Origin of the sequence: Saccharothrix sp. NPDC042600 (genome assembly GCF_040647305.1) — a bacterium.
GTDB lineage: Bacteria > Actinomycetota > Actinomycetes > Mycobacteriales > Pseudonocardiaceae > Actinosynnema > Actinosynnema mutabilis.
This window is the reverse complement of sequence record NZ_JBEZBW010000031.1, coordinates 36,225-59,810: the sequence shown is the minus strand read 5'-3', so window position 1 is coordinate 59,810 and position 23,586 is coordinate 36,225. Positions and strand designations below refer to the sequence as shown.

General features: G+C 70.6%; 16 protein-coding genes. 4 read left to right on the top strand and 12 right to left on the bottom strand.

The window, feature by feature from the left end; all coding sequences use genetic code 11:
• Positions 1–14: 14 nt before the first annotated feature.
• Together AB0A74_RS20385 and AB0A74_RS20380 are read left to right on the top strand one after the other, a co-directional pair.
• Positions 15–866, top strand: a complete 852-nt coding sequence (locus AB0A74_RS20385; protein WP_358251509.1) for a M24 family metallopeptidase — start codon at positions 15–17, stop codon at positions 864–866.
• Between the two features lie 37 nt (positions 867–903).
• Positions 904–2,169, top strand: a complete 1,266-nt coding sequence (locus AB0A74_RS20380; RefSeq protein WP_358251483.1) for an MFS transporter — start codon at positions 904–906, stop codon at positions 2,167–2,169.
• Here the strand turns inward: AB0A74_RS20380 and AB0A74_RS20375 are convergent.
• Together AB0A74_RS20375 and AB0A74_RS20370 are read right to left on the bottom strand one after the other, a co-directional pair.
• Positions 2,153–2,974: a class I SAM-dependent methyltransferase gene (locus AB0A74_RS20375; RefSeq protein WP_358251481.1), complete on the bottom strand. Its 822-nt coding sequence runs from the start codon at positions 2,972–2,974 to the stop codon at positions 2,153–2,155. The genes AB0A74_RS20380 and AB0A74_RS20375 overlap by 17 nt on opposite strands.
• Positions 2,975–3,303: 329 nt before the next feature.
• Positions 3,304–4,320, bottom strand: a complete 1,017-nt coding sequence (locus AB0A74_RS20370) for a hypothetical protein (protein WP_358251479.1) — start codon at positions 4,318–4,320, stop codon at positions 3,304–3,306.
• A 178-nt stretch (positions 4,321–4,498) separates the two neighbouring features.
• On the opposite strand from AB0A74_RS20370, the gene AB0A74_RS20365 reads away from it, so the two are divergent.
• Positions 4,499–5,005 carry a DUF6630 family protein gene (locus tag AB0A74_RS20365; protein WP_358251477.1) on the top strand — a complete coding sequence of 169 codons (507 nt, stop codon included), beginning with the start codon at positions 4,499–4,501 and terminating at the stop codon, positions 5,003–5,005.
• Positions 5,006–5,038: 33 nt separating this feature from the next.
• Here AB0A74_RS20365 and AB0A74_RS20360 read toward each other — a convergent pair whose 3' ends face one another.
• The 5 genes from AB0A74_RS20360 to AB0A74_RS20340 all read right to left on the bottom strand — a co-directional run bounded on the left by AB0A74_RS20360 (position 5,039) and on the right by AB0A74_RS20340 (position 14,453).
• Positions 5,039–6,346: a hypothetical protein gene (locus tag AB0A74_RS20360; protein WP_358251475.1), complete on the bottom strand. Its 1,308-nt coding sequence runs from the start codon at positions 6,344–6,346 to the stop codon at positions 5,039–5,041.
• A gap of 107 nt (positions 6,347–6,453) precedes the next feature.
• The gene (locus AB0A74_RS20355; protein ID WP_358251473.1) at positions 6,454–6,852 is read right to left on the bottom strand and encodes a hypothetical protein; all 399 of its coding nucleotides are present in this window, start codon (positions 6,850–6,852) and stop codon (positions 6,454–6,456) included.
• 197 nt (positions 6,853–7,049) lie between these two features.
• On the bottom strand, positions 7,050–7,598 hold the full coding sequence (locus tag AB0A74_RS20350) for a PH domain-containing protein (protein WP_358251471.1): 549 nt from the start codon (positions 7,596–7,598) through the stop codon (positions 7,050–7,052).
• A gap of 80 nt (positions 7,599–7,678) precedes the next feature.
• Positions 7,679–13,870 (bottom strand): PA14 domain-containing protein, encoded by a 6,192-nt coding sequence (locus AB0A74_RS20345; protein WP_358251470.1) that lies wholly within the window; start codon positions 13,868–13,870, stop codon positions 7,679–7,681.
• Between the two features lie 190 nt (positions 13,871–14,060).
• The gene (locus AB0A74_RS20340; RefSeq protein ID WP_358251469.1) at positions 14,061–14,453 is read right to left on the bottom strand and encodes a MerR family transcriptional regulator; all 393 of its coding nucleotides are present in this window, start codon (positions 14,451–14,453) and stop codon (positions 14,061–14,063) included.
• Between the two features lie 59 nt (positions 14,454–14,512).
• On the opposite strand from AB0A74_RS20340, the gene AB0A74_RS20335 reads away from it, so the two are divergent.
• Positions 14,513–15,886: an MFS transporter gene (locus AB0A74_RS20335; RefSeq protein ID WP_358251467.1), complete on the top strand. Its 1,374-nt coding sequence runs from the start codon at positions 14,513–14,515 to the stop codon at positions 15,884–15,886.
• Between the two features lie 77 nt (positions 15,887–15,963).
• Here the strand turns inward: AB0A74_RS20335 and AB0A74_RS20330 are convergent, their stop codons facing one another.
• The 5 genes from AB0A74_RS20330 to AB0A74_RS20310 all read right to left on the bottom strand — a co-directional run bounded on the left by AB0A74_RS20330 (position 15,964) and on the right by AB0A74_RS20310 (position 23,302).
• Positions 15,964–16,833, bottom strand: coding sequence for a helix-turn-helix domain-containing protein (locus tag AB0A74_RS20330; RefSeq protein ID WP_358251465.1), 870 nt, complete (start codon positions 16,831–16,833; stop codon positions 15,964–15,966).
• 43 nt (positions 16,834–16,876) lie between these two features.
• Positions 16,877–18,673 (bottom strand): copper resistance CopC family protein, encoded by a 1,797-nt coding sequence (locus AB0A74_RS20325; protein WP_358251463.1) that lies wholly within the window; start codon positions 18,671–18,673, stop codon positions 16,877–16,879.
• A 70-nt stretch (positions 18,674–18,743) separates the two neighbouring features.
• Positions 18,744–19,466 (bottom strand): YcnI family protein, encoded by a 723-nt coding sequence (locus AB0A74_RS20320; protein WP_358251461.1) that lies wholly within the window; start codon positions 19,464–19,466, stop codon positions 18,744–18,746.
• A gap of 28 nt (positions 19,467–19,494) precedes the next feature.
• Entirely contained in the window at positions 19,495–20,460 is a 966-nt protein-coding gene (locus AB0A74_RS20315; RefSeq protein WP_358251459.1) for a multicopper oxidase domain-containing protein, read from the bottom strand.
• A gap of 142 nt (positions 20,461–20,602) precedes the next feature.
• On the bottom strand, positions 20,603–23,302 hold the full coding sequence (locus AB0A74_RS20310) for a cupredoxin domain-containing protein (protein ID WP_358251458.1): 2,700 nt from the start codon (positions 23,300–23,302) through the stop codon (positions 20,603–20,605).
• Between the last annotated feature and the right edge of the window lie 284 nt (positions 23,303–23,586).

The following is a 23,586-nucleotide window of genomic DNA, read 5'->3' as shown; positions in this document are numbered from 1 at the left end:
AATTCGTGTCAGCCATGAATGGCGGCGTCGGTTTAGCGCGCCCGCTCGACGGTGACGTCCTCAACCGCGGTCGGGCCATCGTCGCCGACGCCTTCCGGCGCACCCTGCACGAACTGCGGGACCGCGAGAACGTCACCGAGATCGCGTTCCGGGACCACTGGCACCGCCTGGTCGCCGAGTCCGGGGAGATGACCTGGGACGGTTGGTACAGCCCGCCGCTGATGGGCATGGCGGTGCTGTTCGCGACGGCCGCCGACCCGTCGCGGGTGCACTTCCGGACCTTCCGGGACCGCGAGAGCTTCGTGTCCGACCGGGTGCTCGACCCGAAGGACGGCATCGTGCTCGGCTACGCCTCGAACGTCCACCGCCGCACCGGGATGCCCGGCGACTTCGCCACCACCGTCTACCTGGGCCGCGACGAGCGCGTGCGGGACCACTTCCGGCGCGCCGCCGAGGCGTCGCGGGAGGTCCTGGCGTCGATAGCGCCCGACATGACCGCCGGCCGGCTGCACGCCGAGGCGCTGGCCGTCCTCGACCGGTACGGCCTGCGCGGCACCACCCACAGCGACACCGACCCGGACGGCGACAACGTGGGACACTCGTTGCCGCGCCTGTCGATCGGCCCGCTCGCGGGGGTGCTGCGGCCCGAGCAGATCGCGGCGTTGCGCGGCGACCGGCTGTTCGTGCGGCGCGGCGGTGACTGGCGGCTGGACTCGGTGGACCAGTTCACCGTTGAGCCGCAGGTCGTGGCGCCGGACGACCCGACCCTGCCGAAGGTGATGCTGCACTACGTCGTCAGCGCCAAGGACGGGGTCGTGGTGTGCGACGCTTGTGAGGACTCCTTGCGGGACCTTGCGATCGTCTGATCGCGGAACCCGCACGAGTGCGGCCGAGGGGGACGGTGTGAGCAACACGGTGGACGACGTCTACGGGGAGCAGCGCACGAGCACCGATTGGGTGACCGTGCTGGCGTTGTTCGTGGCGGGGGTCGCGGCGGCGATGCACTTCGCCAAGATCCCGCCCGCGCTGCCGGAGATCTCCACGCGGTTCGGGCTGTCGCCGGTGGTCGGCGGGCTGGCGGTGTCGCTGGTCGCGGTCGTCGGCACCGTCCTGGGCGTCGCGTCCGGGACGCTCGTGGACAACTGGGGCAGGCGGCGGCTGCTGATCTTCGCCCTGGTGGTCGGCGCGGTGACCTCCGCGCTGATCCCGCTGCTCCCGGGCACCGCCGTCTTCCTCGGCCTGCGCTTCGTCGAGGGCGTCTCGCACCTGATCATCGTGGTGGCCGCGCCGAGCCTGATGGGCGTGCTGGCCAAACCGTCGGACCGCACGGCCGTGATGACGCTGTGGGGCAGTTTCTTCGCGGTCGGGTTCGCCATCACCGACGCGGTCGCGCCCGCGCTGCTGCGGGCGTGGGGCTGGCCGTCGCTGTTCTGGGGCCACGCGGTGCTGTTGCTGGCCATCGCGGTGCTGGTGGTGCCGCGGCTGAACCGGTTGGCACGTGGGCAAACCCTGGAGCCGCCGCCCACCGGCGTGTCACCCGGACGGCTCATGCGCAGCCTCCTGCACGACCACGGTGTGTTGTACCGCCACGCGCCGATCGTGCTGGCGGCCCTCGGGTTCGGCCTGCACTGCCTGCTGTTCAACGCTTATCTGACTTACGTGCGCCAGGTGCTGCTGGACGCGGGCGCGATGCCGGAGGGTCGCATCGGGCCGTGGATGTCGATGCTGGCGCTGCTGTCGATCGCTAGCACCATCGTCATCGGCGGGGTGTTGTTGCGCTTGGGGGTTTCGCCGTTCCGGACGCTCGTGGTGTGCTTCGCCGGCGAGGCGGTGTGCGGGGTGCTGCTGTTCACGGCGGTGCTGGGCACCGACAGCCTGCCCGCGGCCAGCATCGCGCTGTTCCTGTTCGACGGCTGCGTGCAGGGTGCGACGTTCGCGACGATCCCGCTGGTGGCCGGCGACCGGATGGCGGCGCTGGCGCACGGCGCGTTCGCGCAGACCGGCAACATCGGCAGCTTCCTCGGCCCGCCGGTGTTCGCGGCGGCGGCCGTGGCGGGCGGGTGGCGGCTGGGCGCGATCCCCACCGTCGTGACGTGCGCGGCGGGGATCGCGTGCACCCTCCTCGCGGCGGCCTCGGCGCGCCGCCGGTCGGTTACTTCGCCTCGATGAGGTACGCCGCGCCCCACCAGAAGTCGGAGACGCGGCGGGGTTCGCCGTCGAGCGCGAACCCGGCGGCGGCGAGGTCGTCGCACCAGTCGTCGATGGTCTGCTCGAAGTGGACCTTGTCCTCGGCGGGGCGCAGCGTGCCGAGCAGCACGGGGGCGAGGAAACCCTGGCGCACCAGGTTGTGCGCGCCCGGGTACTCGGCCATGCCGGCTTCGTAGCGGGTCACGACGTACCGGAACCAGTCGGGGTGCAGCGGGTGTTCGGCCCGCGGCACGTCGAACTCGACCAGGATCAGCCGCGACGTCCGCTCCCGCAGCCACCGCAACGTGTCGGCGCGCTCGTGGGCGGGCAGCGACAGCATGGCGAAGGTCTCCTGGACCAGTTCCCAGCGGTCGTCGGTCTCATCGGTCCGAGCCATGAAGTCCGACATCGTGGTGGCGAACGCGCGGTGCGGGATCCGGCGTTCGGCCAGCCCCGCCCGCACCACGTCGATGCGCGTGGTGGACGGCTCGACCACGTCGACGCGACCCACGGCGGGCGTCAGCGCCGGCAGCAACCCCAGACCCTCGCCGGTGCCGATGTCGAGCAGCGCCTCGGGCTGCAACGCCTCGTACCGCTCGCGCAGCGCCGCGTGGGTGCGCTCGTAGAGGGCGACGTTGCCGCCGCCGCGCCCGAACGCCGAGAACGCCTTGGGGTCGAGGTAGATCTCCGCGGTGCCGGCGCGCACGGTGCGCGGCGGGTGTTCCAGGTAATGCGCGCACTCGGCGAACACGATCCGATCCGGCGCCATGTCCCGCGCTCGGCTCACGTGCGCGAGTCCGGCCAGATGGTCACCTTCGGCCAGCGCGACAAGACCGACGTAAAACTCCTCCTCGGCACCATCGGCAAACCCGCCGAGGCGAGCATGGTCAACCCCCGCACGATAATTGTCCCACAATTCCTGCAATGCCACAGTTCCCCCTGTGATCTGCGGAAACACGCACTCCAGCGCACGGCTACGAGCGGCAGAGCACACTGCCGTCAATTGATAACCCGCGCTCCCCAGCAAACGACGACAGGCTAGCACGTGGAGTTAGTCGAGAATTACGACAGACGGGTGAACCGCGTTTGTCGCATTCTTTGCCTTTACCGCCGGGATCAAGGTTCGGCGAGAACGAGCAGGCGGGAACCGGCAGTGGAGACGGCCAGGGTCCCGTTCACACACCGAGGCGGCCAGGCGGCCCCGCCGGTGTCGAGTACCTCGACCCGATCCGCCCCCGGCCGCCACCGCACGACCTCGCCGAGCTGGTCGGGGTAGCGGGGCCGGCTGAGCCAGTACAGGTGCCGGCCGCAGACCTCCGCGTCGAGCACGGTGGTGTCCAACGCGACTTGCCGCCCGTCGCGCCGGGCGACCAGCGGCCCCGGGTAGGCGGCCCCGGCCTCGTAGGGCGTGACCCCGGTAGTGATCTCCCACCCGTCCAACCAGGTCGCCCCCACGGCACGACAAGCCCCCTCCCCCGCTTCGACACGCTCGGGTGTGCCACCCGGTTCAAGCCTGAACCAGTTCGCACACGCCTCAGCCGGAGACGTCTCACGCCACCGAACATCGCGCACCCCGGCGGTCAACAACGACACCGTCCACCCGTCAGGCGGACAGTGCACGGTCTCTTCACCGGCACCCGCGAACACCCGCAAACACTCCTGCCCCTCCTGCAGGACAACAAGCCCATCAATGGCAGCCAACGCCCCCAAGCGCACCTTCTCAACCAGCACACGCTCAAGACCGGTAGTCAGGTCCACAGTGGACAGCCGAGCCATCCCCGCGGGATCCTGGTCCTGAACCACCACCGTCGATCCGGCGAGGACCCCACGCAACACCCCACCACCCCGGCCAACAACCTCCACCCCGGACCCACCAACAACAACCAGCCGCCGCACCCCATCCACGCCACGAACCGGAACCACCGCCCGCTCACGGTCAGCGACGGCATAACGCACCTGCTCAACACCCTCGGGCACCACCACAGACCGCCAAGGCACATCAGCAACCACCACCCGAGCAACCTCCCGCGGCGGCTCAGCACTGGTGGTGGGCGGCGCCGGCGGATCACGCAAAAACACAACAGCCACCACAAGCGCGAGGACCACCCCCACCCCAGCGACCACTTTGCCCACCAGACAACCCTGCCAGACCCACCACCCCTCCGCAGCACTCGCACAACCCGCCCAACACCACGAGCCGAAGCTCGCCAGAACTATTAAGGCGTTCGATGACCGGCACGATCGTCTCGTCCAGTTGCACATCTGGTGCTTCTAGACTCCGCCCACACAGCACCCAGCTTGGAGGACATCCATGACCGCACCGGTCCGTGACGCGCTGGTCGCCATGGCCGCTCTGCTCGCGCCGGACGTCCCGCAGGTGGCCGCTCACGTCGCGGCTGCCCACGACGACCCCGACGCCTACCTGCGGGACCACGCCGACCAACTCGACGAGCGCGGTATCGACGAGCCGGTCCCCGAACTGGCGTGGATCGCCCTCGTGGACGCCCTCGCCGACCACGGTCTGCTGGCCGAGATCGACTGGAAAGAAGCACCCGACGAAATCACCGCCCAGCTGCGAGCGTTGCGGTCCGCGCCGCAGGCGGACGAGCTCTGGGCCTCGCTGGCGCAGAGCGCACTGCCGACCTACGAGTTCCTAGAGGCGGCCGGGGAACGGCTGCGTGGCACCGGCACGGCTTTGGCCGTCCTCGACATCGAGTCCGACTGCTACCCGCTGGTGCTCACACCCGCCGCCCACGCCGACCACCTCGTCGCCTCCGCCACCACGGCCGGGTACAAGGCCGTGGTATTCAGCCGCTGAACCCGGCCGCGCTCCAACCCGGGCAGACGGTGGTCACTTCCAGCGGTGCCACACGGCGAAGGCGTTGGACTGGTAGAGCACGACGTTCGAGTCGTTCTGCACGACCAGGCGGTCGCCGCCGGAGTTCCAAGTGCCGGTGTGCCACTTCGCCACGCCGGCGGCGGTGTAGAGGACGAAGTTGCCGTCGTGCTGGAGGACCGCGTGCGTGGCGCCGGAGCCGTAGGTGCGGGTGTGCCACAGCGCCTCGCCGGTCGCGGCGTAGAGCACCAGGTTGCCGTCCGACTGCATGACCAGCCGGAACCTGCCGTCCCGCGAAGTCCGGTACTGGCCGATGGCCAGGCTCTCGCCGCGCACCACCCGGTCGCCGCCGAGCGCGGGCTCGCCGGTCGTGTCGCGGACCGTGACGAACTGGCCCGCGTCCTCGATCAGGTAGAACTCCGTGCCGTCCGGCGTGAAGGCCACGTGCGACGGGTGGACGCCGACCGGCTTGGTGGAGGCGATCGTGTTGGTGGCAACGTCGATCGCCAGCAGCGTGTGCTCGTGGTGGCTGGTGACGACGACCTGGCGACCGTTCGGTGCGACAGCCACGCCCCTGGGCGACCCGGCCACGTCGATGGTGGCTCCGACGCGGTTGCCCTCTGTGGCGATCATGTAGACCTTGTTGTGCGAGTAGCTGGTGGCGTACACGCGCTGGCCGTCCGGCGTGATGGCGATCCGGCTGGGGAGGGTCGGCATCGGCACGGTGGCGATCACACTGTCGGTCGCGGTGCTGAGCACCACGACGCTACGGCTGTTGTGGTCCGCGAGGTACACGCGGGAGCCGTCGGGCGTGACTTCGACGTCCGTGAGGGTGAAGTAGCCGATGTCCACCGCGCGGGGGACGTTGGTCGCGGTGTCGATCACCGACAGGTAGTTGGCGCCGGCGACGTAGGCCTTCTTCCCGTCCGGGGTGACGGCGACGGCGGTCGGGCTGATCAACGGCAGCACCGAGATCCTGGTGACCGCCCTGCTCGCGGTGTCGATCGCCAGCACCGAGCCCTTGTCGGCGTTGAGATCGCCGTGATCGGTGACGTAGGCGGTGCGGCTGTCCGGGGTGAACGCGATGCTGCCGGCCTTCGAGCCGACGTTGATGACGCCGCTGACCGTCCTGCTCGCGGTGTCGATCACCGTCACCCTGCGGTCCTCGGCACTGGTGGCGTACGCGAAGGCCCCGTTCGGGCTGACCTCGACCGCGACCGGGTACCTCCCGACGACCAGGTACGCCGGCCCGCCGGCCACCGCGGCCGGCACCGACACGCCCAAAGCCGCGACCGCGAGCAGTCCGACCGCAGCCGATCTCAACCGAATCCTCGTGCAACCGCGCATGACGCACTTCCCCCCTTGATCCATTTCCGCACGCAAACCGGCGCAACGCGGGACGCCCAGCGCGAGGTACTGGCGGTGGCGGGTCAACGGCCACCCGCCAACCGTCCTTCCCACGGCTCCCAGTCGTCCCGAAAGCGGCGGCCCGCCTCCCACCCGCCGTCGATCCTGAGCCAGGACCACCGCCACCTGCGGCCCGAAACACGCACCTCGGCCCGCCCGGACCACAGCGAGCGGGCAAACTCCTGCACCTCGTCCAGGCGGACGCCTTCGAACACGTACTCGTCACATGTCACTCTCGCGACGGGGTGCCCCGCCGCGACCGAGAAGGACATGGCCGGCACCCCTTCGACCTCCACCCACACGTCGGCCAACCGCGAGTCCCCCAGCGCGTCACCACGCACCTCCACCTCGGCCACGACCGCGAGGTCGGCGGCGGCGGCGGCGTTCAAAGCGGTGGCGACGAGCTGGGCCTCGTGCAGCACGATCTATCTCCCAATATCGGGACGACGCCGCCGACTACGTTTACCCGACCGATTCCTGGTAGGCGAGATAACCCTCCGCATCGTAAATGCCTTCACCTCTGGAGACCGCATGTACGTCCCGCAACGCACCGGATCCGGCCAACACAGTCAGCCGGCTCAGCGGAATGCTCCGAACCATCCACGTCAAGGTGAGGCCGTCAGGCGCCGAACCCGAGGGACACCAGGAACTGTCCCAGGGCAGCCGCCGGCAGCAGCAACGAGTACAGCGCGAGCGGCCGGCGCGGCAGGCGGTCCGGCGGGCGCACCACCTCGCCCACCGCACGCCCCCGTTCGAGCGCGGTGGTGAGCAGCGCCGCGTTGCGCCCGCGCCGAGCGCCGTAGGACTTCGACAGCTTCGACCACAGCCATGCCTGGTCGAACTCCCACACCTCTTCACCGCCTTCGGCGAGCACCACGTGCAGGCGGTTGAACTCCTCCTCGACCCGGGCGACCTCGCTCCACCGCAGGGTCGAGGCCGAGAACGGCCGCACGATGAGCAGGCCGCCGTCGTTCCACACCACCCGCGGCCGCAACCCCGAACGCCACATCAGCTCCAACAACGGCAACGCCACCACAACCGACACCGCCCACGGCGGCGCCCACGCGGGCAGCGCGACCAACTCCGCCGCCGGCACCATGCCCGCGAACAACGCGCACACGGTGGCCGCGAAGTAGTTGATCAGCCTGCTGCGCCTGATCTCGCCCACGCGCATCCCTTCACGACGAAGGCGGTGGCCGGCAGCTGCACTGCCGACCACCGCCCTTAGTCCGCTGTCAGGTCAGGCTACTAGTTGTAACGGGAACGGAACGTGTTCTGCCGGCTGTACTTGCGGTACCGGTTGAACGCCGAGAAGAGCCCCGGCTTGAACGTGCGCCGCGCCTGGGCGTACCGCCCCCACAACGAGGTGGCCTGCGGGCGGTGGCTCTTGGCCACCGGGAACCGCTTGAACGCGTACTTGGCCACCGCGAACGCCTTCAAGCCGCTGAACGCGCCCTTGAGGCCGCCGAGCGCGATGTGCCGCACCGGGTTCTCGTGCCGGCGGTTGACGTACCAGTTCGCGCCCCCGAGGGCCGCGCCGGCGGCGAAGCCGACACCGATCGCGCAGCCGACGCCGGCGGTGCCGACGCAGACCAGGCCGACCGCGACGCCCACCGCGATGCCCCGAACGATGCCGTTGTCCAGGGCGCGCTTCGCGGTGTTCTTGATCCCGCTCCACACCTTGCCCCAGTTCGGCCAGCGGCCGTCCAGGTCGGTGTCGTTGATCGGGTCGCCGTTGACGTAGTCGTAGTCGTTGGCGCTGCCGCCCTCGGCCGGGTCGACCGACAGGAACCGGCCCAGCAGCGGGCTGTACGGGCGCGCGCCCATCTGCACGATCGCCAGCGCACCCGCGTGTTCGTACGGGCGCTGGTGGCGGCCGAGCCAGCCGTAGTCGGACTGGCCGGGCTGGTTGTCCGGCACCTGGTCGGCGTCGACCGAGCCGGTGGCGTCCAACGGCTCGCCGAACGGCGTGAACACCCGCAGGTCGCCGATCTGCCTGCCGTCCGCGCCCGTGGTCAGGGCGAGGTCGCCGCGGACGGTCGACAGGTCCAGCGTGACCGCCGCAGCGTCCGGCTTCCACGTGTAGATCGTGCCGCCGGGCAGGGCGAGCGTGCGGGTCAGGACCCGCTTGCCGACACCGCCGAGGGTGATGTCCGCGGTGTCGCCGCCGCCGCTGTAGCCGTAGAACACCTCGGTCTGCGCGTCGCCCTCCGCCGCGTTGCGGCGGATGATCCGGTCGGCGGCGTCCCGCGTGTACGAGATGTTCGCCGGGTCGGCCCCGGTGACCCGCAGCGCGATGTTGCGGCCCGCGCCGTCCCACGACAGGTGGGTGGTCGCGCCGCCCACCGTGAACTCGGTCGTGTTGCCCGAGTCGTCGTACTTGACGTCCGACACGACCGCCGCGCCGGTCGTGCCGAGCAGGCGGTCCGCCGCGTCGTAGCAGTAGCCGACCACCGCGGTGCCCGTGGCCGTCTCGTCCACCAGCCGCATCCGGTTGGTGTTGAGCCCGGCGTTGGCCCGCGCGCCCGTCGGGCAGCCGGCCGTCTCCGACGTGAAGTCGTAGGTGTAGTGGTGACCCTTGACCCACGCCTCGGTCAGCCGGCCGAGGGCGTCGTAGACGTAGTTCGGCCCGGACGGCCGGGCGTCCACGCCGCCCAGCGACTCGTCGACGATCGTGCCGGAGCGGGTCCGGCTGACCGTCGAGGCGACCTCGGCCCCGTCGCTGGTGCGCCACGTGTGCGACACGGTCCGGCCCGCGTCGTCACGCCCGATGGACTTCAGCGAAGCGCCGTTGGCGTACGCGATGCTCGCCACGTCACCCGCCGCGTCGTACGTCACCGTCGCCAGCACCGTCGAGTCGAGCTTGACGGAGGTGACGCGACCCGCGTCGTCGTAGGTCTGGGTCGTCACCTGCGGCGCGTCCGCGGGGTTCGGCGGGACGACCTTCTCGGCGGCGACCCGGCCCGCGAGGTCGTAGGTCGTCTCGGTGCGCACACCCGCGGCGTCGGTGTACTCGACGGTGCGACCGAGCAGGTCGACCTTGGTGGTGACGGTGCCGTTGTGGTCGGTCACCGCCGTCACCAGCGGGTCGCCGCCGACTGCGTAGTCCGTGGTCACGGTGCGCTCCGGCGCGGACTGCGTCGCCGGGTACTTCACCGAGACCACCCGGTCGCGCACGTCGTGGGTGGTGCAGATCCACCCGCCCGCGCCGCCGCGCGCCACGACCCGCCCGGACGCGTCGAACACCTGCTCGTCCTCGCGGGCGACACCGGTCGCCGGGGTCGGCATTTTCGTGGTCTTGGCCATCCCGCCCTGGTTGATCGCCTCCACCTCCGGCGTGCACGGGTTGTCCCGCGTCTCGGTGTCGCCGTAGTAGGTGTGGGTCGTCTGCGCGCCCGTCGGCATGGTCCGGCTGGTCTTGCGCAGGTAGCCGGAGCCCACGGCCTCGTAGTTCGTGCGGGTGGTGACGCCCGCCGCAGTGGTGCTGGTGTTGAGGCCGAACGCCGGGTCGAAGCCGTTCTCGTCGTAACGGGACGTGGTGGACTTGTCGGCCACGCCGTTCGACTCGCCCTGGTACGCCGTCGTGGTGAGGGCGTAGCGAGGGCGCAGGCTGGTCGCCGGCACCACCTGCTGGACACCGCCGGGTGTCGTCCAGTGCAGTTCGAGCTGGGCGGTGACCGCGTTCTCGTAGTACTCGACGCGGATCTGCTTGTGGTGGTTGGGAGCCGGGCTGTTGACGGTGGCCGTGCGCCAGGTCGGCGCGCTGTCCACCCAGTGGTCCATCACCAGGTTGTCGTTGACCCACACCCGGACACCGTCGTCGGCGAGCACCCGGAGGGTGTAGTTGCCCGCCTCCGGGAACACGATGTCACCGGACATCCGCAGCGAGTAGTTGTCCGCCGGGATGCCGGCGGCCGGCGCGTCGGAGCCCCAGTTGCGGACCGCCGTGCCGTCCGGCGCGAGGCCGGTCTGGTGCGCCTTCGGCGCGCCCGACAGGAACCTGTTGTCGTAGAACGACACGGCGAGGCCGTTCACGTTCTCGTCGTACAGGGTCTTGTTGTGCGGCACCGTGGCGGCGCACGCCGGCGTCGGCCACTGGCCGTTGAAGCACGACGCGGGAGCCGGGCCGAAGGTGTCGATGGGCCGGTCGTTGCCGTCGTAGGTGTGGGTGGTCACCAGGCCCGCCGCGTCCGTGGACGTCAGCTTCTGGTCCTTGTGGTTCCACGTCTGCGACGTCTTGCGCCCGGTCGCGTCCGTCGTGGACAGCAGCCGGTGCCCCTCGTCGTAGCGGACCATCGAGAAGTAGTTGAGCGGCGAGCTGATGCCCGCGACGCCCACGTACGTGGCCCGGTGCACGGTGTCGTAGTGGTAGATGCGCTTCGGGCGCGGCTGACCGGGTGACGGTTCCGGCGCGACCACGGCCGTGGCGTACGGCTTGCCGTCGATCGTCTTGTACTCGACGGCCGAGGCCGCCGCGCCGCCCTCGCGGTTGGCCGGGTCGGCCGCGACCCAGTCGTTGCCCAGCGCGTCCCGGACGCCGGTCATCAGGCCGTTGGCGTCGTAGCCGTAGTCGGTGAACTCCGCGCCCGGGTCCTCGATCTTGACCAGGCGGTTGTTCGCGTACCACAGCCGGGTCTCGGTGCCGTCCCAGTAGGTGATGCGGCACAGCATCTGGGCGGGCGCGAGGTCCTGGACGTGCTGCGGTTTGGGAGCGCCCGCGTAGCAGTCCTCGCCGGGGCGGTTGTAGTGCAGCTTGTGCGAGCGGCCCGAGACCGGGTCCTTGATCTCCTTCAGCCGCGACGGCGAGCCGTCGTAGACGTTCTGCAGCGCGGCGGGCTTTCGGGTGTCCACCACGTTGGACACCTGGTCGAGCTTGCCGTCGGAGCGGAACACGAAGATGTCCGCGCCCTCGGTCAGCGTGACCCTGCCCGACGCGTCCAGCGACAGCTGGCCCGACTCGCCGTCCGGCGCGGAGTAGCCGCCGGTGCTCTGCTTCTTGTAGGTGTGCTTGGCACCCGTGCCGTCGGTGAGCACGACGGTCTGGTCGGTCACCTTGGCCTCGGTGTAGGTGGAGCCGTCACCGTCGAGGTCCGACGAGAGGGTCCAGCCCTTGGGCAGGGCGGGCAGGTCGGAGGTGTAGAGCCAGTCCGCCGGGACGACCTGCGACGGCACGTTGCCCTCGTTGGTCTGCACGAACAGCCGCAGCCGCGCGTGGCCGGTCTGCTCGGCCAGTTCCACCTTGATCGGCACGCGCTGGCCCGCGGTCAGCGCCACACCGGTCGCGACGCCGTAGTTGACGTCGCTGCAGCACGGCTGGTCGTACACGCTGTTGCCGTTGACCCAGATCTTCAGGCCGTCGTCGTGCACGCCCGCGAACCGGTAGGTGCCCGTCGCCGGGGCCTGGAAGTAGCCCTCCCAGCGGCCGACGAACCAGTCGACCGGCAGGGCCGGCGAGAACGGCGAGTCGACGCCCCAGTCCACGTTGACCTGCGGCTCGGTGCGCACCAGCACCGGCTCCTGGCCGGGGTTGATGTTCCCGTTGTGCGACAGGTCGGGGAAGTACGACGCCTTGAGCCCCTTGGGCTCCTGCTGCTGTGAGTTGTAGGACATCGAGACGCCCGCCGTGCCGGCCACCGTGGTGAACGTGGGCGACGCCTGCGAGGCCATCACGTTGCCGTTGGCCAGGTTGACCGTGACCGGGCCGAGCGAGTCGGTCGGCGCGGGGCCGCGGTCGCCGACCCGCTGGTCGATGCGGAAGTGCCGCACCGGGCTGGGCGTCATCGTCACGCCGCTGTACGCGTGGGCCTGCCACGTGTAGGCCACGCCGTCCTGGAGCACGGCTTCCGGCACCGTCCACGTCGGACTGTCGAGGCAGCCGGAGTCGACCACGACGCCGGACTTGGCGTCCGGGCCGGTGGCGACCTTGAAGCAGTACTTGACCGGGTCGCCGTCCGGGTCGGACACCGGGGTGACCGCGAGGGTGGGCGACAGGTTGGTGATCACCGCGTGGTCGGCGGGTCCGGTCGGCGCGGGAGCCGGCGGAGCGCTGCCGGTGTCCACCGTCATGGTGGCGTTGAGGTCCTTGTAGGTCCACACGCCCGCGGCTTCGTGGCCGACGAGCAGGAACGTCGCCGCGTGCCGGATGTCCACTACGTGCCGCAGGAAGCCGGTCAGGCCGTCGCCGGTGAACGTGCCGACCTGGCCGACCATCGCCGTGGCCATGTGCCCGCCGACGCCGTTGAAGTTCATCGCCGACGCGTGGTACAGGTGCGCGGGCCAGGTCTTGTCCGGGCTCAGCGGCGAGCGCTTGTTCGACACGTCGACCTTCGCGCCGACGATCGTCTTGCCGTACAGGGACGAGTAGTCGAAGCGCAGCGCGCTGCGCCAGTACTTGTCACCGTTGTCCAGGACGTTGCCGACCTGGACGCCGCAGTTGGTGCACCAGTAGCCGTCCGACTTGTACGCCTCGGAGTACACGACCCCGAAGGTGAAGGTCGGGTCCACGCTCACCGGGTACACGCGGGCCGGGTCGTTGAGCCAGGCTTCGTCGACCTCGACGGTCAGCGCCCACTGGTCACCGGCCTTCTCGACGGCGTAGCTGCCGCCGGTGACGGCGGGCGGGATCTCGTCGCCCTTGCCGGAGGAGTCCCAGGTGACGACCGGCGGCATGACGATCTTCGGCGTGCCCTCGGCGTTGCGCAGCTCGACCGTGCCCCGCTCGGTCACGACCGGCGTCAAGCCGCCGGTGTTCAGCGTGAACCGCCAGGACGACGTGCCGGGCTTCTTGACCCGGATGGTCTCCTTCACCGCGCCCGGCGTGACCTCGTAGACCAGGTCGGTGTCCGCCTTGACGTCGGTGTACTCCGCCGACTTGCCCTCCACCTCGACCGCGCGGCCCCGAGCCGGCTGGTCGACGCCCAGCGACACCTTGTTGCCCTCGAACTCCACCGCCACCAGCGACGGGTCGTCGGCGGCCGTGCCGAAAGACGGCTTGAGCGGGTGCTGCTTGACCTTGACCCGCTTGGACTTCGCGTCGGTGACCAGCGACGCGTCGACCGGGCTCCAGCGGCCCTGCGGGTCCTTGACGTTCAGCGGTTCCGTGGACTGCTTGATCGTGCGGGTGCCGTCCGGGTTCTCGTACTCGGTCTCGAACAGTGACCGCCGGACCACCTTGGACTTCTGCGGGTCGAAGTGCGACCCGCCCGTGCCCGCGAGCTTGGACAACGGCGTGAAGTCCGCCTTCGGGTCCGCGGCGGCGACGACCTTGTCGCCCTCCGGCTGGACCTCCAGCGTCCCGACGTCCCGCGGCTCGACCGAGCGGTTCTCCGGCGCGGCCACGGCCGGCGCCGGCACCGCGTTGAGCAGCGATGCCCCGAGGACCGCGCTGAGCAGCGCGGACGTGAATCTGGCAGCACGATTTCGGCGCGCGCGAGAGCGCACGCCTCTGACAGGCGTATGCAAGTGAAGCCCCCCGTGGGAAAGCCCGGATCCATCCGGGCAGTGCCCTGACCTGCGTCGATCTTTGCCACCCGAACGAGGGGCGTGCAATACGTCGTCCGAGTGACAGTCGCCACTTGTGCACCACGTTCCGGCGTCGGTCCGCTTCGGCGCGCGGTGCCGGGTCGCTTCGTCAGCCGGCGGTGCGGAGTTGGGCGGCTGCGTGCTCGACTGACGGGGGTGCCGTGGCGATCACCTGGTCCAGGGTGTTGCGGGCGGTGGTCAGTTCGGTGATCGCGGCGCTGATTCGGGCGCGTTCCCGGTGCAGGTCCAGCAGTAGTTCGGGGCAGTCGGCGATCAGTTGTCCGCCCGCGGAGCCCATGCAGGGCAACAGATCGGCGATCGTGGTGGTGGACAGGCCCGCGGCCAGCAGGTTGCGGATGTGTCCGACGGTGGTCACGTCGTCCTCGGAGTACACGCGGTAGCCGCTGGGCAGGCGCTGTGGTCGCAGCAGGCCCTGTTCCTCGTAGTAGCGCAGCAGACGCTGGCTGACCCCGGTCCGGCGTTCCAGTTCGCCGATGCGCATCCCCGCCCCCGAACTCCGCGCTTGACTCTCACATCTGTGTGAGACTTTAGCGTCGCGGCATGTCCGATCGACACCTCCACGTCTCCGCGGGACCACGCGAATGGCTCGGCCTCGCCGTGCTCGTGCTGCCGACCGCTTTGCTGTCCATGGACGCCACGGTCCTCTACCTGGCGCTGCCCAGCCTCGCCGCCGATCTGGACCCGAGCCCGAGCCAACTGTTGTGGATCTCCGACGCCTACGGCTTCCTGGTCGCCGGCTTCCTCGTCACCATGGGCACGCTGGGCGACCGCATCGGCCGACGCCGCCTGTTGCTGATCGGGGCCGCGGCCTTCCTGGTCACGTCGGTGCCGGCGGCCTACGCGCCGTCGGCCGAGCTGCTCATCGTCGCCCGTGCGCTGCTCGGCATCGCCGGTGCCACGCTCATGCCCTCCACCCTCGCGCTGATCGGCGGCATGTTCCGCGATCCGCGCCAACGCGGCGCCGCGATCGGTCTCTGGTCCGCGGGCCTGTCCGGCGGGGTGGCGCTCGGCCCGGTGGCCGGCGGGCTGCTGCTCGAATGGTTCTGGTGGGGTTCGGTGTTCCTGCTCGCCGTCCCGGTGATGACCCTGCTGCTGATCACCGGGCCGATCCTGCTGCCCGAACACCGCGACACCGAACACGGGGAACTGGACCTGGCGAGCGTGGCGTTGTCCCTGGCGGCGGTGCTGCCGATCGTCTACGGCATCAAGCACCTCGCCGAAGGCGGATCGCTGCTCCCGGGCGGGACCGCGCTGCTGCTCGGCGCGAGCGCCGGAGTCGTTTTCCTGCAACGGCAACGGCGGTTGAGCCTGCCGCTGATCGACCTCCGGCTGTTCGCCGCACGGCCGTTCCGCAACGCGCTGCTGGTCCTGCTCGGCGCCCTCGCCTGCGTCGCCGGGGTGTACCTGTTCGCCGCGCTCTACCTCCAGCAACAGGCCGGGCTGTCCCCCGTCCGGGCCGGGTTGTGGCTGGTGCCCTCCGCGGTGGCGATGGTCCTGACCTCGGTCGCGGCACCGGCACTGGCCCGCCGCATCCCCCTGCACCGACTGCTCGCGTGGTCACTGGTCGTGTCGGCCACCGGCTTCTTCGTCCTCGCCTGGACCCCCGACGAACACGGGGTCGCGCCGCTGGTCGCCGGACTCGTGCTGATCTACCTCGGCCTCGGGCCGGTGATGGCGCTGAGCACCGACACCGTGGTCGGCGCGGCACCACCCGGCCGGGCCGGTGCGGCATCGGCGTTGTCGGAGACCAGCGTGGAGTTCGGCCTGGCCCTCGGGGTGGCGGTGCTCGGCAGCATCGGCACCTACGTCCAGCGCGGACACGGCTTCACACCCGGACTCGTCGTGGTCGCGGTGATCGGAGTGGCGGCACTCCTCGGCCTCGCGGCACTCGCCGGTCGGCGCCCAGCAGCGTGACATGCCGCTTGGCCCGCGTGCGCCGACCGGGGCGTCGTGCCGACGAGGACGAGTTCAGCGCCGGAGAGCACGGCTCGTCAGGCGGTACCGACGTGCGGCGGGAGCGGCAGGGACAGCTTCTCCAGCAGCACCGGTCCGTCCACCGGTTGCTCGACGGCGTACCGCACCGACACCCGGTCCGCGTGCCGCGCGGTCCACGCGGTGAGCGCTTCGGCTCCACGCGTCGGCCGCCAGCCCGGCACGATGGTGAGCGGCCGGTTGCGTTGGCGCAGCAGCCGGGTGAAGAACTCCGCCACCCGGGCGCCGTCGAACGGGTCCACAGTGGACAGGAACAGCACCGTTCCCTGCGTGGACACGGCGTAGAGCACGGCGATCTCCTGCCCGCCGACCTCCGAGCCGGCCGCGTCCAGCCGCGGACCGGTCTGCCGGTGGGTGGGCGACCGGTCGATCCACCACGTCTCGCCGCCGACCGGCGCGGGGGCGGCGGACCCCGCGACCTGGTCGACGCGGCGGTCACCGAGCCGGTTGGACAGGACCGACTCGGTGAGCACACCCCACCGGATGAGGTAGTTGCGCACCGTCGTGACCGAAAGGGCGATGCCGAACCGGTTGTTGACCAGTTCCGCCAGCGCCTGGTTCGTCCACAGCCAGTACCTCAGCCCGGCTTGCTCCGGACCGCGGGTCGTCACGATCCGGATCGTCCACAGCTGCTGGGCGTAGGACAGCGCGAGCTGCTCACCCCGCCGTCTCCCCCTTCGCCTGCTCTGCAACGCTTCTTCGCCCCTGGCGCGGTACTCGCGGTGCCAGGTGCTGATCGTCTGCCGGGACACGCCGAGCATCCTGGCGACCTCCGCCCGGGAAGCGCCGGACTCGACCGCCGCGATGGCGCGGCGGCGCAGTGCTTCCAACGCGTCGGGGGGCAACTTGCGTGCGTCTTGCGGGTGCATGATGGCGTCACCGTCCGTTCGGCTCATCACCGCGTGCGCGGGATCAGGGAATGCCCACGGGAACGTCAACGATGGCCTCATCGACATCGGACGTGCGAATGGCCAACGACAACGACCAGACTCCGGATACGGGCACGGAGAACGCATTGGACACGTAATGTCCCGGCACACCGCCGTAACGCAACGGCACGGTCAACGGTCCCGGTGACCGCTCGGGGTGGCTCAGCGCCGCACGCACCTCGGCGACCGCCTTCGGCTGACCCCGCTCGTCCAGCACGGCCACGTGCAGCTCGCGCCCGCCGGACGCGCCGGGCGCGACGAGTGCCGCGACCTTGCCGCGACCGGACGCCCCGCCGGCGTCGAAATCGGCGGTGACCGGCTCGCCGGGAGCGGCAGCGGGCCGCGGCGGGGCGGCGGGGCTGGTCGCCCCGGCCTGCCGCACCGCGACGGTCTCGGTGTTGACCAGCACCGCGGTGAACCCCAGCACGACGGTCGCGATGGCCGCCTCGGCGAGGACCACCGCCCCGAAGCGCCGGACCTGCCCCTCACCGGGTCCCCGCGCCGCCCGACGCTTGTCCGACACCGTGACGACCGCGAAACCGTAGTGGCGCCGCACCCAGCGCCGAGCCGCGGCGCCAAGCGCGAGGAGCACGACCACCAGCACGGCCTTGCCGAGCAGCACCCGCCCGTAGGACGTGCCCACGAGGGCGGACGGGGTGCCCACGAGCCGCCAGGACTGGAACAGCCCGGTGGCCACCAGCACCAGGACCGACACCAGCGCGACCCGGGAGAACCGCGGCACCGCCACGCGCATCGCGGGCACGTCGTCGGACCGCACGACCACGGCCGCGACGACCACGAGACCGCCCAGCCACACGGCCATCGCGGTGAGGTGGGCCGCGTCGGCGACCAGCGCGAGCCCGGCCAGGTCGCCCGCCGCGCTGTGGGAACTCGCGCTCCACGTGGCCGCGAGCACGCCCGTGGCCGCCAGCACCGCGCCGCCGCGCCGCCTGCGGTCGGCGACCTCGTGCTGCCGGCGGTCGGCGACCTCGCGCCGGTGGCGCGCGAACCACAGGAGGGCGACGCCCACGAGCAGCAGCACCAGCAGGCGGGCCAGCATCGCCACGCCCAGCCGCGTGCTCGCCGTGGCGGCGACCAGGGACGGGTCCAGCGCGGCGGTCAGCGGCCGGCCCGTCGCGTACGGCCCGTACAGCAGCAGCACCAGGACGGTCGCCGCCAGCACGGACCACCACCCGCCGGCCAGCAGCACGCGGACCCGCCGGCCGACCGCGGTGCCGTCCTGGCACCACACGGCGAAGAACGCCGCCCCGGCCAGCAGCGCCAGCCCGGCGAAGGACAGCCACTTGGCCGTCCCGTACGAGAGCACGACCGCCCGGTCGGGTTCGGTGTGCGCGTCGACCGGTGGCACGGCCGCCGCCGAAGTGCTCGGCTGCCCCACGCTGAAGACGAACCCGCCGCGGATCGGGTGGGTGTCCGCGGAGGTGACCTGCCAGTCGACGGTGTAGGTCCCGTCGGACAACGCCCTGGGCACGGCGACCGCCACCACCTCGGGCCGGCCCGCCGGGTGGGCGGGCGCACCGGTGGTGATCGTGTCCCCGCGCGGTCCCAGGAGCCGGATCGCGGCCAGGCCGAGGTCCACCGGCTCGCTGAAGGTCAGCGACACCTCGGTGGGCGACGCGGCGAGCACGTCCCACCCGGTCGGACTGGTCGAGACGACGGAGGCGTGCGCCTCGGCGACGCCCTGGCCGCCCAGGACGGGCAGCACCGCCAAGGCGAACGCGACGCACGCGCGCGCGAAAGTGTTGATGGCTCCTCGCACCGCTCTTCCTCTCACCAGCAGTGGGCGCGGGGTCGACGGCCGGCGAAGGACCGTCGACCCCGCGCGGTGGTCAGACCCGGGCCGGCGACTTCCCGGCCGGTTCCACGGGGACGGGCGCCGGCGTCGACCGCCGCCGCGTCGTCAGCGCCACGCCGAGCCCGACGAGGCCCGCCACCAGCCCGGCGCCGCCGAGCACCCGGCCGAGCAGGTCGGCGCCCGCGGACGGCGGCGGGGCGGGCGCCGCCCGCGGTGCGGGCGCGGCGGCCACCGTCAACGTCGGGGCCGGGTGGTCCGGGCGGGCAGCACCGTCCTGCTGGAGGTCGATCCACCGGACGACCTCACCGCTGGAGTACGTCTGAACCGCCTTGAACACCAGCTTGCCCTCGGTCTTCGGCAACGGCCCCAGGGAGACGGGGAACTCCTGGAACTGGCCCGGCAGCACCGTGCCGCCCTCCCAGGCGATGGCCGTCACGACGTCGGACGACCCCTCCTCCCCCGCGGGCTGGTCGGACTTCTCCTTCGTGGTCGAGGCCGTCCACCCCGGGACCGGTTGCACGGACACCGAACGGAACCGGTGGTCGGTCGGGAGGGTCACCTCCAGCCGTGTCGTCGAGGCGTCCTCGCGCTCGTTGGGCACGCGGAACACCACGCGGGCGTAGCCGCCCGGTTCCGCGGTGCCCGGGGAGACGGTGACGTGCGCCGACGCGGTCGGTCCGAAGAGGACGGTCGCGGACGCGACGACCCCCAGCGCCAGGGCGAACGTGATGAGCCGCGTGGAGTTGTGCCAGGACATGGTTTCCTCCCGGTTGGGGGTTCGGGTGTCAGCCGCCGATCGGCAGGGGCAGCGGCAGGCCGATCGCCGGCGGGTCGACGTTGAAGATCGACACCAGCCCGGCCATGCCCGTGTGGGTCTCGGCATGGGAGAAGATGTGGCAGTGGATCATCCACTTGCCGACCCTGGTCGGTGTCCAGATCAGGTCGTAGGTCTGCCCGACGCCGACCAGCACGGTGTCCATCTGCTGGGGTGCCGGCAACCGCCTCCCGTCCTGCGCCACCACCTCGAAGTAGCCGCCGTGCAGGTGGATCGGGTGGATCATCTCCGGGCCGGACCCGATCAGCCGGATGCGCACCCGCTCGCCCACCCGGGCCCGCAGCGGCGCGGTGGCGGGGAAGCTCTTGCCGTTGAACACGAATCCCAGCGGGCCGTCGCCGATGATCAGCCGGTAGTCGCGGTCCGCGGCGATGTCGCCGAACCTGGGCACCACCTCCAGCGAGCCGTAGAGCCCGCGACCTTCCTGGTCGCCGTGCATGTGCGAGTGGTACCAATGGGTTCCGGTGCTGATGGCCTTCCACTGGTAGGTGAAGCTCTGCCCCGGCTCGATCTCCGGCTGGGTCAGGTTGGGCACGCCGTCCTGGTCGTTGGGCAGGTCCATGCCGTGCCAGTGCAGCGCGGTGGCCTCCGGCAGGTCGTTCTGCAGGATGAAGCGCACGGTGTCGCCCTCGTTGATCCGGATCACCGGTCCGGGCACGATCCCGTTGTAGGCGAACGCTTGCCGGACGTTGCCGGGCGAGACCTCCCAGTTGATCGGCGCCGCCCGCAGGCGGAACACCTTGACGCCGTCGACGACCTCGTACGGCGCGAGCCGCGTCCCGTCGCCGAGGTCCTCCCCCGCCGCGGCCGGCGGCACGGGGTCCGCGACGGGCGCCGGGGTGGAGCCGAACGTCGTCACGCTCACCGCGACCGCGGTCGTGGTGAGCAGGAACGCCAGCAGGACGGGCAGGACCACGCGTCTCACGGGAGTGCGGGACGGGCCTGCCGTGAACATGTCTTCGCTTGCCGACTCGGTGGACATGGGCCGCCTTTCGCAGGGCGCCCACGGGCCGGGAAACCACCCTTTAGGTGGCTTCCCGGCCGCGTGGTGGGTGGTGTCAGCAATCAGTGGAGTAGGTGATCGGGTGCCGCTGACGGCAGGTCAGCTGGTCGTTCACCGGGTTGCTGGGCACCTTCTGCACCCAGCCGTTGTAGACCAGCGGCACGGCGAGCACGCCCATGCCGCCCATGCCCATGTAGTCCACGACCTGGTCGTCCGTCGCGGTCGTGGACGTCGAGTCGAGCACCATCTTCCCGACCACGGCGGCGTCGGAAGGGCTGCCGTCGCCGTTGGGGTCGGTGTCGACCACGATGAGCGTGTTGGCGAACTTGCTGGAGATGTAGGCGTAGTAACCGCCACCCCGCTTGGCGCCGTAGTTGATGCCGTGGCAACCGGAGTCGCACGGCAACCACTTCACGATCTCGTCGGTCTTCGGGTCGATGACGGTGATGTTCGACGTCAACGTGTTCGCCACGAGCACCGCGTTGCCGTCCGGGGTCACCGGCAACTGGATCGGCAGGCCGCCGAACGGGCCGCGCTCACCGGCCACCGGGTCGTAGTTGCGCCACAGGTCGATCTGCTTGCTGTGCACCGTGGCGCCGCCGTCCTTGCAGGCGTCCTCCTTGAGCGAGATGCACGAGACCGTGCCGCCCATGAAGTTCGCCTCGTAGGCCTTCGCGCCGTCGGGGGTGATGCCCGTGGCGATCGGCAGTTCGCCGGTGGCCTCCTTCCGGATGTTGCCCGTGGGGATGTCCACGATGGTCGAGTCGTAGCTGTTGACGTTCGGCGTGACCATGGTCTTGCCGTCGCCGGTCATCCAGTGCGCGTGCGGGTTCGCGACCTTCTCCCCCACGCCCTGGACCGGGATGCGGCGGTCGATCTTCGTGCCGCCCGGCGACAGTTCCACCACCGACGCGCCGCCGTTGAGGGCGACGTGGAGCTGATCGGTGTCGGTCCTGGTCATCACGTGCGAGGGGTCGGGTCCCACTTCGATCTGCCGGACGAACCGGCCGGTCGCCCGTTCGAAGACGTCGAGCTTGTTGCCGAACCACTCGGTTTGGTAGATGTACCGCTCGTCCTTGTCTGTCCACATGTTGTGCGGGTTGTTCATGTTGATCTCGGGCAGCGCCACCTTGCGGTCCACCGTCCACGACGTGACGTCGACCTTGGTCGCGGTGCCGGACTTGGTCTTGCCCGCGGTCTTCTCCATCTGGGTGTCGATCCAGACCTCGCCCACGCCGGGGGTGCCCGGCCGCTGGTTCAGCGCCGGCAGGGTCTTGGGCGTGTCGAACTTGTTCTTGAAGTAGGCGTCCAGGATCGGGACGAGCTGCGGCGAGCCGTTCGAGTCGTACATCAGGATCGGCGCGGGCGGGAACGTCGGGTTCCAGGTCCGCTGTTCGGTGTTGCTGAAGGTCTGCCAGTTGCCCGGCGAGGTGATGTTGAAGAACTTCAGCACCAGCTGGGCGATGATGTCCGCGTCGGAGGGGACGTTCAGCGCGCGGCTGTTGACCTTGAGCTTCTTGCCGAAGTCGAGGCCCGGGGTGAGCGGGTCGTCCACCACGACCGCGCCCAGCATGTACGGGTGGATCTTGCAGACGAACGCGTAGAGGCCCGGTTCGGTCAGCTGCGCGGTCGTGCTGCCGACGAAGGCGCCCGGCTGGTCGAACGGGAAGCCCGCCGCGGCCTCCGGCCAGATCAGGTTCGTGATGGTGTGCGCCGACTCGGCGGCGGGCGCCGAGATGTCGAAGTTCACCGTCACGGGCAGGCTGATCGTCGTGCTGGACACGTAGGCCTGGATGTCGGCCAGCACCTTCATGAGGTCGACGCCGACCGGCAGGTCCAGCAGGCCGGTCTTGGCGTTGGCCGGCCGGGCCGCCATCTGCTGGGCGAGCTGGGTGATCAGCGAGTTCGCCTTGATCGACCGCCAGTCCAGCGGGGAGAGCACCTTGCCGATCGCGTTGCGCAGGTTGTCCAGCCCGAGCAGCTGCGCCGGGTCGACGCCGAGGCTTCCGATCAGCGGTGACCCGTTGTTGAACTGCAACTGGGTCAGGCTCGCCAGGTCACCGTTGAGCAGGTCGCTCGCGGCCGAGCCGAGCAGCGCGCCGTTGCCCAGCAGCGGCAGGCCGTTGAGCGGCACGCCGGGGATGAGCCCGCCGGGCTTGACCCGCGGCAGCTCGGCCACGGCCAGGGACCGCGTGCCGAACAGGTTGAGGTTCGTGTCGTACCAGGAGCCCTGGTTGTCGGTGATGTGGAACGACACCGGGACCGGGCCGCCACCGATCGGGAGGCCGCCGGAGCCGGTGGTCGTCGTGGGGGCGGGCGCTTGGGGGCTGGTGGTGGTCGTGGTCGTGGGTGCCGTGGTGGTGGTGGTCGTGGGTGTCGTGGTGGTGGTCGGGCTGGTGCCGCCGACCACCACGCTGCCGAGCATGTCCGGGTGGAAGCGGCAGCGGTAGTTGACGGTGCCGGCGGAGGTGAAGGTGAACGAGTAGGACTCCCCGGGGTTCACGTCCGCGGACAGCGGGCCGCCGGTGACGCTGTGCGTGACGCCGTTGGTCTCGTTGTTGGTCCACCTGACGGTGTCACCGACCTGGACGTTGAGGGTCGGCGGGTTGTACTGGAGGTTCTGCATCGACACCGTGAACGTGGCCGCGGTGGCCGTCGGCGCGGACAACCCGACGGCCGCCAGGGAGAGCAGCAGCGCCGAGCCCAGCGCGGTGGCCCGTGACCAGCGACGGCGTCTCCCTCCCGAAGAGAACATGCGTGGTACGTGCGGAGAGCGCATTGTTTCCCCTTCTGAGACCTATTTCGTCACATCGGAAAACCCTCACGCATGACCGGTGAACCGTCATCCGGAAGGCACCTCAATACATCCGCGACCAATGTCCGAGCGATTACCCATGCGTTAACGGTCGGTCAACTGGGTCGCACCCGACGCCTCTCAATGATGTGACCAACAGCTAACAGAACCGTTTGTGCCACAGAATGCCCGACAGCGCTCCCAGAGGCCAGTATCCAACATATGCGCAGGTCACAGCACGCGAC

Coding starts and splice junctions, on each gene's coding strand:
- AB0A74_RS20385 (WP_358251509.1), top strand. CDS start 15: ATGAATGGCGGCGTCGGTTTAGCGCGCCCGCTCGACGGTGACGTCCTC.
- AB0A74_RS20365 (WP_358251477.1), top strand. CDS start 4,499: ATGACCGCACCGGTCCGTGACGCGCTGGTCGCCATGGCCGCTCTGCTC.
- AB0A74_RS20340 (WP_358251469.1), bottom strand. CDS start 14,453: ATGCGCATCGGCGAACTGGAACGCCGGACCGGGGTCAGCCAGCGTCTG.
- AB0A74_RS20335 (WP_358251467.1), top strand. CDS start 14,513: ATGTCCGATCGACACCTCCACGTCTCCGCGGGACCACGCGAATGGCTC.
- AB0A74_RS20330 (WP_358251465.1), bottom strand. CDS start 16,833: ATGCACCCGCAAGACGCACGCAAGTTGCCCCCCGACGCGTTGGAAGCA.
- AB0A74_RS20320 (WP_358251461.1), bottom strand. CDS start 19,466: ATGTCCTGGCACAACTCCACGCGGCTCATCACGTTCGCCCTGGCGCTG.
- AB0A74_RS20310 (WP_358251458.1), bottom strand. CDS start 23,302: ATGTTCTCTTCGGGAGGGAGACGCCGTCGCTGGTCACGGGCCACCGCG.